This window comes from Pseudohalocynthiibacter aestuariivivens, from assembly GCF_018457175.1.
Lineage (GTDB): Bacteria > Pseudomonadota > Alphaproteobacteria > Rhodobacterales > Rhodobacteraceae > Pseudohalocynthiibacter > Pseudohalocynthiibacter aestuariivivens.
In genome coordinates, this window is sequence record NZ_JAGFNU010000008.1 from 15,819 (window position 1) to 31,285 (window position 15,467).

At 53.4% G+C, this 15,467-nt stretch carries 12 protein-coding genes; 4 read left to right on the forward strand and 8 right to left on the reverse strand.

Features of this window, described 5'->3' with window-relative positions; all coding sequences use genetic code 11:
- Positions 1-4 precede the first annotated feature (4 nt).
- The 6 genes from J4E70_RS12380 to J4E70_RS12405 form a co-directional block, all read right to left on the reverse strand.
- Positions 5-1,117 carry a dihydrolipoamide acetyltransferase family protein gene (locus J4E70_RS12380; protein WP_213889828.1) on the reverse strand — a complete coding sequence of 371 codons (1,113 nt, stop codon included), beginning with the start codon at positions 1,115-1,117 and terminating at the stop codon, positions 5-7.
- Entirely contained in the window at positions 1,114-2,094 is a 981-nt protein-coding gene (locus J4E70_RS12385; protein WP_213889829.1) for an alpha-ketoacid dehydrogenase subunit beta, read from the reverse strand. Before J4E70_RS12385 ends, J4E70_RS12380 begins: the two co-directional genes overlap by 4 nt.
- A complete protein-coding gene (gene pdhA, locus J4E70_RS12390; RefSeq protein ID WP_213889831.1) occupies positions 2,087-3,151 on the reverse strand; it encodes a pyruvate dehydrogenase (acetyl-transferring) E1 component subunit alpha in 1,065 nt (354 codons plus the stop codon). The genes J4E70_RS12385 and pdhA overlap by 8 nt, the downstream gene beginning before the upstream one ends.
- A 3-nt stretch (positions 3,152-3,154) precedes the next feature.
- Positions 3,155-4,861 (reverse strand): AMP-binding protein, encoded by a 1,707-nt coding sequence (locus J4E70_RS12395; RefSeq protein ID WP_213889833.1) that lies wholly within the window; start codon positions 4,859-4,861, stop codon positions 3,155-3,157.
- Between the two features lie 392 nt (positions 4,862-5,253).
- Positions 5,254-7,962, reverse strand: coding sequence for a cation-translocating P-type ATPase (locus tag J4E70_RS12400; RefSeq protein WP_213889835.1), 2,709 nt, complete (start codon positions 7,960-7,962; stop codon positions 5,254-5,256).
- Between the two features lie 276 nt (positions 7,963-8,238).
- The gene (locus J4E70_RS12405; RefSeq protein ID WP_213889837.1) at positions 8,239-9,702 is read right to left on the reverse strand and encodes a preATP grasp domain-containing protein; all 1,464 of its coding nucleotides are present in this window, start codon (positions 9,700-9,702) and stop codon (positions 8,239-8,241) included.
- Positions 9,703-9,826: 124 nt separating this feature from the next.
- Here J4E70_RS12405 and J4E70_RS12410 point away from each other — a divergent pair, with 124 nt between their 5' ends.
- The 4 genes from J4E70_RS12410 (at position 9,827) to J4E70_RS12425 (ending at position 12,295) form a co-directional block, all read left to right on the forward strand.
- Complete coding sequence (locus J4E70_RS12410; RefSeq protein WP_213889839.1) at positions 9,827-10,660, forward strand: class II glutamine amidotransferase; 834 nt, start codon at positions 9,827-9,829, stop codon at positions 10,658-10,660.
- 5 nt (positions 10,661-10,665) lie between these two features.
- Entirely contained in the window at positions 10,666-11,526 is an 861-nt protein-coding gene (locus J4E70_RS12415) for a helix-hairpin-helix domain-containing protein (protein WP_213889840.1), read from the forward strand.
- Between the two features lie 236 nt (positions 11,527-11,762).
- Positions 11,763-11,996 carry a hexameric tyrosine-coordinated heme protein gene (locus J4E70_RS12420; protein ID WP_213889842.1) on the forward strand — a complete coding sequence of 78 codons (234 nt, stop codon included), beginning with the start codon at positions 11,763-11,765 and terminating at the stop codon, positions 11,994-11,996.
- On the forward strand, positions 11,993-12,295 hold the full coding sequence (locus tag J4E70_RS12425) for a DUF6522 family protein (RefSeq protein ID WP_213889849.1): 303 nt from the start codon (positions 11,993-11,995) through the stop codon (positions 12,293-12,295). Before J4E70_RS12420 ends, J4E70_RS12425 begins: the two co-directional genes overlap by 4 nt.
- 105 nt (positions 12,296-12,400) lie before the next feature.
- On the opposite strand, the gene J4E70_RS12430 is transcribed toward J4E70_RS12425, so the two are convergent.
- Both J4E70_RS12430 and J4E70_RS12435 read right to left on the reverse strand, forming a co-directional pair.
- Positions 12,401-13,501, reverse strand: coding sequence for a PQQ-dependent sugar dehydrogenase (locus tag J4E70_RS12430; protein ID WP_213890105.1), 1,101 nt, complete (start codon positions 13,499-13,501; stop codon positions 12,401-12,403).
- Between the two features lie 457 nt (positions 13,502-13,958).
- Positions 13,959-15,254, reverse strand: coding sequence for an MgtC/SapB family protein (locus tag J4E70_RS12435; RefSeq protein ID WP_213889851.1), 1,296 nt, complete (start codon positions 15,252-15,254; stop codon positions 13,959-13,961).
- Positions 15,255-15,467: the final 213 nt, after the last annotated feature.

The following is a 15,467-nucleotide window of genomic DNA, read 5'->3' on the forward strand; positions in this document are numbered from 1 at the left end:
CGGGTCATTCCTTTCTCGTTATGTTCGGTTGTTCAAGATGCGCGCGAAGGGCAGCCAGAAAGCGCGCGGCTTCGCCCCCGGTTACGACGCGGTGATCAAAAGTCAGCGACAAAGGTAGCAGACGCCGTACTGCGGGAGCTCCCTCAGCAACGACAATTGCATCCGTGATCCGCCCTGCCCCAAGGATTGCCACCTGCGGCGGGACAACAACCAAAACTGCATGTTCACCGCCAATCATACCGAAATTTGACAATGTGATCGTCGCACCTTTCATTTGCCGAGGTGAAATTGAGCGGGTTTCAATCGCAGCCCTGAGCGCCGCAATTTTTTCCGGGATATCTTCGCCAGCTTCGACTGCCCTAAGCACCGGCGTAAAAAGCCCATCCGCTGTGTCGACCGCTAGGGCAAGGTCGACATGATTGTGTAACTGACGCCGCGTTCCATCAAACCACGCATTGAGGGCCGGTTCCGCTTTACATGCTGCAGCAATAGCCTGCACCAGACGGAGTGTCGGCACTTCTCCCGGCAACCAATTGTGAATATCGGCGTGATCAGTGACCGTTGCAGGAACTGCGTTTGCGTGCGCGTTGGTCATCACCATGGCCATTGCGCGGCGCACACCCCGCAGTTCTTCGCCACGTGCCAGTCCGGAAGTCGCAGAAAGAACGTCAGCAGAAAGAATTGCACCATCCGGCCCGCTGCCTGCGACGACCGACAGATCAACGCCTTCTTCCCGTGCGAGTTTGCGAACTGCAGGGGTGGCCTTTACCGCAGTCTGCGAACCATCTGTCGCGGTTTTCGAAGGGGCCTGCGCCATGGCTTTGGCTGCAGCTTTTTTCCCCGAAACCAAATCCCCGACAATTGCGCCTGAATCTTCTGCCTTGCCCGTCGTGATTTCAACCAGCGGGGCATCCGTGGCTACGATGTCACCGGCCTTGACCAAAAGTGCTTTGACCGTCCCCGAAAACGGGGCCGGGATTTCCACCACCGCCTTGTCGGTTTCAACTGAAACCAAAGGCTGGTCTGCTATCACATGATCGCCGACCGACACTTGCCAGGCAACAATTTCGGCGCTCTGCAAGCCCTCGCCGAGATCTGGAAGGGAAAAGACAGTCATGCAAACTCCATCACGCCACCAACAGCTTCAACAATGCGCGCGGTGTTTGGCAAATAGTGACGCTCAAGCCTCAGGTAGGGCATAACCGTATCATATCCTGTTACCCGCCGGATCGGTGCAAGCAGGCTGGTCAGGCAATGTTCCGCCAAATCGGCTGCGATTTCTGCCCCAAGACCTGCTGTCAGAGGCGCTTCATGGACAACCACGCACCGGCCCGTCTTTTCGACCGAAGAACGGATTGTGGCCCGATCGATCGGTTTCAGTGTGGCAAGGTCAACCAGCTCAACCGAAACACCAGTTTCCGCCAGTTGCTGCGCAGCTTCGGTGGCTTCGGCAACCATTGCACCCCAGGTGACAATCGTTACATCCTCGCCTTCCCGCAGCACAAAGGCCTTGTCGAGCGGTAAGGCTTCACCGTCGTCCTCCACCTCCTCACTTGTTGAGCGGTAGAGTCGCTTGGGTTCAAGAAACACGACAGGATCAGGATCGCGGATCGCCGCAAGCAATAACCCGTAAGCACGGGGCGGCGAACTTGGAACAACAACCCGAAGTCCTGGAATATGCGCCAGCATTGCTTCCGTGCTTTCAGAGTGATGTTCGGGTGCCTTGATCCCACCACCAAAGGGTGCGCGCAGAACCATCGGGCATGTCAGGCGTCCGCGTGTGCGGTTGCGCAAACGGCTGGCGTGATTGGCCAGTTGATCCAGAACCGGGTAAATGAACCCCATAAACTGAATTTCCGCCACTGGTCGCAACCCATGCGCTGCCGCCCCGACTGCCATGCCTGCTATCAAGGTCTCGGAGAGCGGTGTGTCACGCACCCGCGACGCACCAAAGCGTTGGATCAACCCGTCAGTTGCCCGGAAAACGCCACCATCGATACCGACGTCTTCGCCGAAAATAATCACATCCGGGTCGTCTGTAAGCGCACGGAACAAGGCGGCCCGAATTGCTTCGATCATTGTCAACTCAGCCATTGTTCAACTCCCTGGCTAAAGCTGAAATATCTGTAGTGATCTCCGCAAACAGATTTTCGAACATGGCGCGTGCTGGCTCTGGTGGGGTCGCAAGATAGTTTTCCGCAGCTGCCTCAACCTCTTTACCGCAAGCGTGAATAAGGTTTTCCTCCTCGGACTTCGACCAGCCATGTTCAGCGATCAGGAAGGCACGCAAACGAACAAGGGGTTCCGCTTTCCAATGGGCGCTGACGACTTCGTCTTCGCGGTAGCGGCTTGCGTCATCGGCTGTTGTGTGATCGCTAAGCCGATAGCTCAGACATTCAATCAACGTTCCGCCCTTGCCTTCGCGCGCGCACGTCAAAGCGCGCACTACCGTGTCGCGAACAGCAATTACATCGTTGCCGTCAACCTGTTCACCCGGAATCCCCGCTGCAAAAGCTTTCTGCGCAAGCGTTGTTGCCGCTGTCTGTTCCTCACGGGGGACAGAAATGGCCCATTGGTTGTTGTTGATCACAAATACCGCAGGCAATTTCCAGGCACCGACAACATTCATTGCTTCGTAGAAATCCCCTTTCGAAGTCGCGCCATCCCCGGCGATGGCAACGGCAACGCCGGGTTCGCCCTTTTGGACAATTGCCAGGGCCACGCCTGCTGCGTGCGGGAATTGTGAAGCCACAGGAATACACACAGGGAAGTCTTGCCTTGCCTGTGCGAAATCATTGCCGCGTTCATCGCCGCCCCAGAAAAGAAAAAGCTCTTCCAGAGAAACACCTCGCCACAATTGCGCCCCGTGTTCCCGAAACGAGGGAAGGAAAACATCATTGTCGGTCATCGCACTGGCGACACCAATCGCAATGGCCTCCTGACCGAGGCTGGACGCATATGTCCCTAACCGCCCGGTGCGTTGCAGGGCAATCGCTTTGGCGTCAAAAGTGCGGGTTCTGACCATTGCGGAATAAAGTTCTGTCAGTGTCTCGCGACTATTCGCAAATTCCGGCAGTTCACCAATTGGGTTTCCCGATGCATCAAGAAAGGCACTGCAATTAATTTTGAAATGGTCAGCACGTTTGGGCATAGCTTAACCCCCTTTTTCGCTGGCCAGTTCCTTTGCCATCTGTTCGCGCATGACAAATTTCTGTACTTTGCCGGTAATTGTCATCGGGTAACTTTCCACGAAGCGGACATATCGTGGTATCTTGAAGTGCGCGATCTTCCCTTTGCAGAACTCGCGAACTTCCTCTTCGCTGCATGTGTGACCCTGGCGCAGCTTGATCCAGGCGCAGACTTCCTCACCGTATTTTTCATCCGGGGCACCGATCACCTCGACCTGTTCGACGGCGGGATGAGTGTATAGAAAATCCTCTATCTCTCGGGGAAATATGTTTTCACCACCACGGATAAGCATATCTTTGATCCGTCCGACAATCTGGAAATATCCCTCATCGTCAACAATGGCGATGTCTCCGCTGGCAATCCAGCGCGCTTCGTCTATCGCCTTGGCGGTTTTTTCGGGGTCATCCCAGTATTTCGGCATCACACAATAACCGCGGGTCAAAAGCTCGCCCGCGGTGCCTCGCGGGGTTATGCGACCCTCGGGATCAACAACCTTGATTTCTGTATGTGGCAATACACGCCCAACCGTCTCGACCCGGCGCTTGACCGGATCATCGACAGATGTCTGGGTGCTGATCGGGCCGGTTTCAGTCATGCCATATGCAATGGTAATCTGGGTCATGTGCATTTCATTCATTATCCGTTTCATCAACTCAGCAGGACAAGGTGCACCAGCGATAATACCCGTGCGCAGACTGGAAAGGTCACGATCCTGGAAACCCGGTGAATCAAGCGCTGCGATAAACATCGTCGGCACCCCGTGGAACACTGTGCATCGCTCTGTTTCCACCACGTCCATCGCTGCGACGGCATCAAATCCGGCTGAAGCAAACACCATCGTCGCGCCATGCGCCGCGCAGCAAAGTGTGCCCAAGACCATGCCAAAACAATGGTACATGGGCACCGGGATACACATACGGTCCGCATCCGTCAGTTTCATCTGCAAACCGGCAAAATAAGCATTGTTGACGATATTATGGTGCGTAAGGGTCGCCGCCTTGGGCCTGCCAGTAGTACCACTAGTGAACTGGATGTTGATCGGGTCATCAAACTGCAACTGGGTTGCCAGGTCCTGTACCCGTTGCCGTGCCGCAACCGTTGCGCCTTTCATCACGCTTTCGTAGCTTTTTGTGCCCAGCGTTGAAACATTGCCCAAAGTAATAACCCAACGAAGGCTCGGTATTTTTTCGGCGTGTAACTGACCCGGCGTGGCCTTTGCCATTTCCGGCATCAGTTCTGTCAGCATCGCAAGATAATCACTGGTTTTTAAGCTTGGAACAGTGATCAGAGCCTTTGCTTCCACCTGGTTTAACGCGAACTTCAGTTCTGAAAGCCGGTAAGCCGGATTTACATTCACCAAGATCATCCCGGCTCTAGCCGTGGCAAACTGCAAAACCACCCACTCAGCCATATTGGGTGCCCAAACCCCGACCCGGTCACCCGGCTCAAGGCCCAGCGCAAGCAGCCCAGCAGCCATCTCGTCTGCCCGCAGATCGAGGTCGTGGTATGTCCAGCGTACGTTCTGATAAGGAACGACGATCGCCTCGGTTTCTGGGTATTTGGCTGCAGTTTCCTGTAGCAGATTACCGATGGTCAGACCCGCTAGAGGAATGTCGGACACTCCATGAGCATAGCTATAGGCAGATCGCAAACTTTTACCAGCTAACGACATTTCACCTCCTGAACCGGGCGCTCCTGAATGAACCGGAGCACAAAACATTATAAAAAAGTGTCTATTCCCGCTGCTTAATCAAATACGCGTTTCAGCTTTGTCACAATGACGTAGGTCAATGCGGTTCCGTAAGGCGCTGAATTGTAGTTCAGCCTGCGCAACCGTCTGCGAATTTGTTAACGCTAAAGATAGAAAGTACAGGCATGTCCCTTCTTCAAAGCTCTGTGGTATCGTGAAAACAACCCCCGAGAAGATGAACGCTGCAGCAGACCCGGCCCGGACATGTGGCCAACTCTGAGAATTGATAAGCGTTTCCTGATGGCGTCGTCTACCGCGTGGACGTGGATCACAATATGCGAACGCGACCCGGCCCGTTGCAACCATCCGACACGTCAAGGCACCGGAATGGGTTCGCCCTTGACTATGCGCTTGGCATTTCCCCTGATCACAACCCATATTTGCCCGAGTAGCAAAGGTATAAGGCTGGCCCCGACAGACAGCACAAGTTGCGATATACTAAGGGGCCTCAAATTTAATACATCCGACAGGACAGGGATGTAAAAGGCAGCCGCCAACAGAAAGATGCAAAACGATATTGCGGCCCAGACATAAGGGTTTTTCACCACGCTGTTTACGAAAATCGGCTCTTCGGGTTCGCGCATATTGAAGACATGCCAAAGCTGCGCCAGTGCCAAAGTCAGGAATGCGACAGTCGTTGCATCTTCTTGCAACATCTCAAAATAACCAAGCGCCATCCAATAGACGCTCAGGGTCGTCACCGTAATGATACCTCCGAACACAAAGATATCCATCCATCGTGATCTATCGATGATCGGTTTTGCCGGATCGCGTGGCGGTTGTTTCATAACGTTCCCATCACCTTCGCCAAGGCCCAGTGCAAAAGCCGGAAACACATCCGTCACGATATTGAGAAACAATATCTGCAAGGGCGTAATCGGGGCGGCAAGCCCTGCAAGAATTGCGATCCCAACAACCATTATTTCACTGAAATTACAGGACATCAGGTAAACCACAAAACGTCTTATGTTGCCAAAGATGACGCGCCCCTGCTGCATTGCTGCAATAATTGAATTAAAGGCGTCGTCTTTAAGCACCATGTCCGCTGCGTCACGGGCAACCTGCGTACCGCGCTGCCCCATAGCGATCCCGATATCCGCCTTTTTCAGCGCAGGCGCATCGTTGACCCCATCTCCTGTCATTGCAACGACGTGACCGGCATCCTGATAGAATTCAACAAGCTTCAGCTTGGACTCGGGTGAAACGCGTGCAAACACATCGGCCTTTAGGAGTTTGTCGCGGAGATCGTCCTGTGAATCATCAGTGCCCAATTGTTGCAAATCAAGTTCTGTCAGGGCAACGATGCGGCCATCATCCGCCAGACCCGCCTGGGTCGCAATTTCAGTCGCGGTGGCAATATGGTCGCCTGTCATCATTACCACACGCACGCCCGCCCCCTGACTTTGCGCCACCGCGGCTGCGACGTCCTTGCGTAGTGGATCAAGAAGACACACGAACCCAACGAGGGTCAGTGAATCGTAAGGCGCCTCGTCCATTGCCTGATGATATTTGCATGCAAGGCCTATCAGCCGGTAACCCTTGCGCGCCGAAGCCTCGACTCGTGCCAGCCAGTTCGCACGGTCACTGTCGGTAACCTCAACGATATCTCCGTCTGTCAATACTCGGTCAACGTGTTTCAAAACCGCTTCGGGGGCACCTTTGACGGCGGTGAAGTATCCGTCCTCAGCCCTGTGGACCGTTGCCATCATGTTGTGAGAAGAATCAAAGGCGTGCATCGATATTTCTGGTCGGTCATCCGGGTCAAGATCTGGCTGGACACCTGCAGAATGCGCCACATCAAGCAAGGCAAGCTCCATCGGATCACCAACACCGGCTGCTTCCCCCACAATTCCGGCACTTGTCATTTCGGCCGTGTTGCAGAGCGCTCCAATTTCAAGTGCCCGTCGCAGAACCTGATCTTCCGCCACACTTGTTTTATTTAATCCACTCCCAACTTTGATATCTCGCCCGTCGAGCAGAAAACCGGACACCGTCATACGGTTTTCTGTCAACGTGCCGGTTTTATCGGTCAGGATGATTGTAGTGGCGCCCAAGGTTTCAACGGCAGAGAGCCGTGCTATTAATGTGTTTCTTCGCGCCATCCGAAACATGCCACGGGCCAGCGCCAGGGTAGCGACAACCGGTAGTCCTTCGGGTACGGCGGCAACCACAAGGGCGATAGCTGTTTCGACCATTTCCACAAGACCAAAGCCCCGCAAGTAACCAGCAAGGGCAATCAGAAAGGACAGCACAAAAGTGATCCCGACGAGGGCCTCCCCAAGTTTATCCAGTCGTTTTTCCAACGGATGCGACTTGGCCTTGGCATCTTGTAACAGTTCTGAAATCCGGCCAAGCTCGGTTTCCCCGCCAATGTTTGAAACGACACCAACCCCCGCACCCCGAACAACCGCTACGCCCTTGAAAGCCACATTTGTTCGATCGGCCAAAAAGGTATCAACGGGCAGAGCTTCAGTTGTTTTTTGCACCGGAGCGGACTCTCCGGTCAGGGTCGACTCGTCGCAATACAGATTTGCCGCCTCCAGCAAGCGTAGTCCGGCCGGAACGATATCGCCACCTTCCAGCAAAACGATATCTCCAGGTGTCAGTTCGCGTATGGGTATCAATTCGGATAGCCCTTCGCGCCTGACCCGGGCAGTTACCGGAATCATGCGATAAAGCGCTTCCATTGAGCGGACCGCCTTCCAGCTGGTGACAAAACCGATCACCGTGTTGATCACCAACACACAAACAATCGCAACACCTTCGGGAATCTCTCCAACGGCAAAGGAAAGCAAAGCGGCCGCACTGAGCAACCAGACGATCACGCCGCGAAACTGTTCAGCAAAAAGCGACAAGATTGCACGGTTTTTACGTTGCTGGATCAGGTTTTTCCCATAGGTTTTCTGACGTTCAGCGACCTGTTGGGCTGTTAGACCGTATGTTCTGTCGACATCCAGAACAACGAGAGCTTCGTTGCAACTGCGGGAATAAAGATTTGACCGAACTGCAACATCAATCGACACTGTCGAACCCCTTGAGCGTACTACCCAAGGGATACAGGATCAGATCAGCTTTTCAATGATAGCCTATCTGATTGCTGTTATTTTGAGTTGCTGGCATCTGACCTTCATGGCATCTGGCGGCGTTTTCGTGTACTCATTGCTAACTGACCTGCACCATACGAAAGCCGTGAGTTGAACTTTCCAGATGAATCAAACCAGAATAACCTAATTTACTGACCGCCTCAGTGACCGCTCGATAGCGAGATATTTTACAGTGGTCTGTGTCGGAAGTGAGCATTAAAGTTTTCGCAAGCGTTGTACTGCCTCTTCACTCAGGACGTCAGCTTCAGCTTGAGACGGCGCGGTCGCCATAAAGTTTATGGACCTGCCAATGTTCGCCTCGGATGGAGACAAAAGCACAATGCCCGAATGGTTCTCGTAACGGTGAAACAGCAGGCCCGCCAGACGCGAAATTGATTGCGATGTTGATAGCGCTGGCAGGTCAGGTCGCTTTTCCTGAACAACAACCAGACCTTCTGGCAGCTTACCATTCATCAGTCGAACCCCAGCCGTCATTGGAATTGAAACACCACCCCAACGACCATTGCATTCTATCCAATGAATACTCGTGGCACCTCCGTTGGGCGAAGAAATGACGGCATCCAGACTACACCGCCCAAAATATCCAATTCGCTGCAGAACAGCAGCGATTTTCACTGCTTCGTGGGTGAGTTTTTCTTGAAGTTCCATGGGCAGTGTCGATTTGACCGCGCCAACGAATGTCCCCTCAGCACCTTGCACCTTTTGTTCAAAGATTGCCTCTCTAATTGGAGGGCCCGATTTGAGTTGCGGAACCCACAATTGCACCGAAGGGCTGCAATTTACATCGTCTTCCCAAACGCCTACCAAAATCGGATAGCGCCCCTGCCATCCGGTGTCCTGAAGGCGTTCCTGAAGGAAACGGCGCACATCATTCATTGAAAGTTCTGCCAAATTTGCACTATCAAGTTTGATGTTACCGGCAGATCCCGCGCTGTCCGGAACCTTGACAACAACATGCGAAGACCGCCGTGCCAACCGCACAACCAACCCCGCAGCACCCGCAGGCCCAAAGGCCGCCAATGTCGGGGGTGTTGCCTCGCTCCCGATAATACTGCGTGCAAGGTTTGCGAACCAAAGCTTGTCATTTACGCGCCGCGCTAAACGCGGTGAAGGTCCGTTGACATAGGCGATCTGGCCACGTGCCTCTCCCAGACTCTGGGCCAGGCGCCAGATATTTCCGGTCGTAAGATACGGCAGAAGTGTTAGGTCATTCCCACTTTCCATCTGCCTGACAAGCTGATCGTGAATGGCGGCAGAGGTGCGACACTGAGTGGCGACAGGCCTAAAATCCCGTTTCGCAGCTTCTAGGAAATTGATGTCCACTTGCGCCAAGTACTCGGTCATATATCTTTCAAATTCAGGTTCTCGCTGCCGAACGAGCACAATATCTCCTCGCTCCGCTAACATCGCCATCCGGTAATCAAACCTCGATTGCACCGCGTTGCTAAGAAGCGCAATTTCAGCCTGATCACCAATGATCAAAGATGGACCGTCGCCCACCCCTTGTTGAACGCGTTCACCAAAGTCCAACGAGGTGAGAAGCGCAGGTTCGTCCTGTGACAGTCGCTTGGCCAAATGCGCAATCTTAGCTTTTTCATCAGCTGAAAAGCGCATTCCCGCATGAAGGGTCTCTGCGTGCTTATCTGTCTTCCTCATCATTCAAATAGCACCCAAAACCAACTTTAGCCGCAGTTTAAGCACGAATTCGCAAATGAAACTGACATAAATCATGACGGACGCATCAGTATTAAGAGAGATATAGAGCAAACAAGAGGGCTGGGTTATGTGCCGTCTCTATGCAATGCACGCCAATGAACCGACACGCGTTGAATGCGGACTGGTTAAATCACAGAATGCTCTGATGGAACAAAGCAAGAGCGACTTAAGTGGCTATGCGCATAGCCACGGGTGGGGAGTTGCAGACTACCCAGACGGTGTTCCCATGATAGAAAAACAAATATGGGCAGCCTATCACGGTGAACATTTCATAAAGAAAGCAGCGCGCGTTTATGCCCACACCGTTGTCGCTCATGTACGCCGTGCCACAGTTGGTGGGATTAGCATCGAAAACACCCATCCGTTTCATCATGGTCGATGGATCTTTGCCCACAACGGTACGGTTCCAAACTTTGACCAGATGCGTTTCAAGATGCTTGAAAACATGGACCCCCTGCACAGATCGGAAATCCAAGGCACGACAGACAGTGAGCATGTATTCCGATATCTTCTGAGCCTCTTTTTAAAACACCCTGAGGATGGTTTGTTTCAAACCGTTCGTAAGGGCCTCAACCAGATAATCAAATGGTCGGCTGAAATCGACCCGAAGGCGCGAGTTGGACTTAACATCGTACTGACGGACGGAAAACACCTTATCGGGTCCAGATACAACAGATCGTTGTATTTCTTGCATCGGGATAAGGTTTTCATCTGCCCGATCTGCGGAAAATCACATGTCCATCACAGTGCGACCAACACCTATCAAGCGATCGAGATAGCATCTGAACCCGTCACACATGGCGAGCCGTGGAAAGAGGTTCCAAACGGCGTCGTCTTTGAAGCAAAGGACGACTACAGACTTTCGATTGAAAAATTGCTCCAACCAAAAGTTCGGAGCTGATGGCAATGGAACAAAAATCAAATACTGCTTTTGAGCCCGAAAATACGTTCGTTGCAGAAAAGCTGAACGAAGTCGCTGACCTTCTCGAACAGCAACACGCAAGCATGTTCCGCGTCAAGGCATACCGGGAAGCAGCTGAATACCTTGCATCTCTTCCAAGACCAGTAGCAGACACGCTGGAGCTTGGTGGAGTTAAAGCACTTGTGGCTTTGCCAAATATCGGAAGCTCAATTGCGTCGGCGGTTCAGGAGTTGTGCGAGACAGGAACCTTATCTCTTGTCGAGCGGCTTCGCGGCTCGTTCGACCCGGAAGCCTTGTTTCAAACAGTACCCATGATTGGCCCAAAGCTGGCAGAGGCCATCCATGATGAACTGCAGATTGAAACGCTAGAGGCTTTGGAGGCGGCCGCATATGATGGCAGGCTTGCAAAAGTTCAAGGCGTTGGTTCGCGCAGACTAAGTGCGATACGACATTCGCTGTCTCAAATGCTGTCGAGAAGACGGCCCAAAACATCTTCACCAATACCATCCGTCGCAACATTGCTTGATGTGGATCGCGAGTATAGGGAACGCGCGATTATTGGGGACATGCCACTGATCACACCAAGACGCTTCAATCCGACAGGTACTGCCAGAATTCCGATCCTACATACTGATCGCGAAGACTGGCATTTCACTGTTCTGTTCTCGAACACACCGCTTGCGCACAAGCTTAACCGTACGAAAGACTGGGTTGTGATGTTCTTCCAAAAAACCAATGCACCTGAACAACAATGCACTGTTGTAACAGAACGTCATGGCCCGTTGTCTGGCTTTCGAGTGGTACGTGGGCGAGAAAAAGAGTGTGCTGAATTATACAAGGTTTAAGCAGCTGAGTTCGATTGCGATTACTTGTAAATATAATGATTTAGTATGACAGTTTGGCACCTCCAGGTGGATGATGTACGGGCTGTTCGTGAAGAATCGAAAGGGGTATTTTTGGGTCATGGTCGAAAACTAGACAACCACCCTGCCCTCCTCAAGCCGGTTTGCTCTGACAATCCCGGCACGCGTACTGACAACGCTCGAAGAATCTGCCAATTTGACAACAAAGGAGAAAACCTATGGATAATTGGCTTCCCAGTCTCATCGTGCCCACCCCAACCGAAGGCTATGATCTCGCGGTAAAACTCGCTCGAATCGCGGTGAAAAAGACCCAACCCGATGCTGAAGTACGTGACAAGCTGCGAAAGGATTACGGGGCAGATGCAGGTGCGCTCATTGCAGTTTCACAGGTTGTAGCCACACATTTTGCCACCATCGCAATCGCCAACAACCATTGGCGCGTGGCAAAATGAGTGCAGTCAGTATTGGCGATGAACAGGTCACTGTGCAGGCCGCGCTGGTAGCCGAAGGCTTTGGCCTGGATGAGCAGCGATTGCGCGACTTGATGCAAGCGGGCACAATCACCACGCGCTGTGAGACCGGCGAAGGTGAGGATGCCGGACGCACGAGGCTGAACTTTCTGTATGGAAATCGCGTACTGCGCCTGACTGTGGATGCGGCGGGAGAAATGGTTGAACCCGCACAGATCGATTTTGTGCGCAGTACGCAATCTCAGACCCGGCAACACGGCAGAGACGGTGCCGCCGAATGACGTCTTCACAGGGTTGTCAGATTAATTGAACCGTTCATGGTCAGTAACTAGACGACCACCCTGCCCCTCTTAAACCAGTTTCCTCCGACAAACCCGACGCAAGGCCTATTGTGCGGGCGTTATCCGATACAAAGCACCGGTATCAACGCTCAGAAAGAAAAGGCTGCCGTCCGGAGCTTCCCTAACATCACGAACTCTACCGGCCTGAGGTGTTTGAATTTGTTCTGCTTCACGTAGCGGGGATCCCTCAAGGCGGGAAATATAATCAAACTTAAGAGACCCGACAAACAAATCCCCACGCCATTCCGGCCAGAGCCTGCCGGAATAGAAAGTCATTCCCGAAGGCGCGATAGATGGGTCCCAGTAAAATTCCGGCTGTTCCATACCGGGTTTGTGCGTACCTTCACCAATAGGAAGGCCCGAATAATGGCGGCCATAGGCGATAACAGGCCAGCCATAATTCGCGCCTTTTCGGATACGGTTCAACTCGTCTCCGCCACGTGCACCGTGTTCAATTGCCCACAGTTGACCGTTCAGATCAAATGCCAGCCCCTGCGGATTTCGGTGTCCGAACGACCAAATTTCAGGAAGCGTATCAGCACCCAGATCCGGGTTGCCCGGGGCCGGACCACCGTCTCTGGTAATATGCACAATTGAACCATTGTGCCTTTGCAAGTCCTGCGCTGAAGGTCGATCACCCCGCTCGCCTATTGTGACAAACAATGTCCGGTCGGGTGCTTCTGCGAGGCGCGATCCAAAATGACGTTCTAAATCCGAAAACTCAGACATCCTGAAAATAGTGGAGGTATTGCGCAGATGCCTGTTGTCATCACTCAGACGTGCCCGAAGTACAGCGGTTCCAACGGTCCGGCCGTGCGGTTCAGAAAAGGTCAGGAATATTTCCCGGTTACGGCTAAAGTCGAGTGGGATCAGCAGGTCCAGCAAACCGCCCTGACCTCTGGCCGCGATTTCTGGCAACCCAACAATTTCGTGCCGGGATCCGTCTGCAGCGATGTACAACAAACGGCCTGGACGTTCGGTCACTAACATTGCTCCACCGGGCAAGAACCCAAAGGCCCAGGGTGTATCTAGATCCCCGACAACCTGAGAAATCCTGGCCGGCCCAGCATCTGTTGTGACGACTTCCTGCGCAGCGACTGGTTGCGCATTTGACAGAACAAGAACAAGCAACACACTACGCAGCATAAGCAGCACCCCCCGTAAATTGATCATGCGCTGAAGCCAGCATTTGGTCTTTGTAAGACTAAACCATTCCCGGGCGTGCTGTCAGACGAATTTGAACCAATCTTTGCAAGACCAGAATCGCTGTCCTTTAATCAACAACAACAACGCCATCCTCAACCCTTCTGAAATTCAAAACACCTGCTCGGCATGGGGTGCGAATTACCCGCATGTTGAAAAGGCCGAGGAAGGACCCAAAGACTTCAAGCCTGCGCGTTCCATTGCACCAAAGGCGCAAAGCGGCCATTCGCTGCGTTTCACTCTTATGTCTGGGATGCGGACAAGTATGTCTTCGCTGCATCTATGCCAACGACCGCTACGAGAACTGTGTTACTCGGGTTTGTGAATGATCGCGGTTCCCCAGAGAACGCATATTGAGTCATGCAAGACGACTGACTTTCGGAGCCGCACTTTGGCGCATCTATTGAGAAATGATCGCGGACCAATCAGCAAACCATTCCCGAAGAATTTCAGCCAGCCACCAGGAGAACCAAATCGCTGCGAACTGAAGCACGAGGCCAAATGCAACGGTTCTTCTGAAAGTGACGTTCTTTCCGCGCCATGCGATCAGGAGTCGAGCGATGGTGTTTGTACTCAGCGCGGCTGCCAGCGGCAGCGCTCCATCTACGGCCGAGATTTGCCCGGCCGCTACGAGCGAAGCAAGAGCGACCGTTGCGGAGTTTGTGCTAACCAGCCCGGCGAGCGCGACGGTCGCGAGTACGGCTGTGTTCCCGAACACGTCATTAAGCGTTGCAGAGATCAACATGACAACCGCAACGACGAGCGCGAAACTGAGTGCCCCTTTAATCGAAAAGACCTGCGATGGCAGCTCCAGTACTGCTGGCTCCACTTTGCGGCGCAACGCCAAGAAGAATATCGCAGCCCCGTGCAGTGCGGCTGCGAGGCCCGCGGCAAATAGTAGGGGAAGTCCCACTGTAAACATGGCAGGACTCAGTGCCAGCAGGATAATCCCGATCTGAACAAGTGAAGACACGGAGGAAAGTGTCGCCCCTGCTGCGGCGCTTTGTGCGTCTTCCGGCTTTTCAGTGGCGCGTTGACCAAGCGCCAGAATTGTTGAAGTGCTCGACACAAAGCCAGACAAAAACCCACTGACCGGCAATCCGAGGCGCGCCCCGATGACACGCGTTGCAATATGACCTGCTGCGCTGATCAGCATGATGACAACAACGATGATGAAGAGGGCGCGCGGATTGAGCGCTCCGCCGGGACCGATCTCAAGGTTTGGCAGGATTGGTAGGATCACCAGGATCGAAACGCCAAGGATGAGGCCGTCACGCAACTCGACTGCCGTCAGAACCGACCGGCTGAACCCGCGCAGCATTTCGCGCGCGGCAAGCAAAGACGCGATGACGACAGCGACGCCAGCCGCAAGCATTGTAGTTTCCGTTGCCAAGGCTCCCAGAAGTACGACTGATACGAGCGCCAGACTGGTCGTAAGGCCAATGTTTGGATCGGTCTGTTGAGCAACTGATACGATCCGAGCGATCGCAACTACAGCAACAGCGACCATCAACAGCGGTACACCGCCCGTCATCATACTGATTGCACCAATCAGTGATGCCAAAGCGAAAGTGCGAACACCTGTCGATGCACCCTCGCTTGGCGTATGAGTGCTGCGTTCGCGTTCAATCCCGATCAGGAGTCCAATCCCGAGGGCTTCGATCAATGCGTAGAATGCTTCCGGGTCTGTTTCCATCCAGCGACCCTAGCTGTTGTTTCCCTATGCTGCAATTCTTGTGGTGTTCGAGTTCTGAAGGCGTATGATTTTCCAGTAGTGTCGCTGTACGTCGAAACCAGAACACAAAACGCACGACGAGCCAATCGGCCAACGCGCCGCCCAGAATGAGAACCGGAATTCGGGCTAAAACATCGCCGCGACACGCCAAGACTCTAAACGAGCAACCGTAGT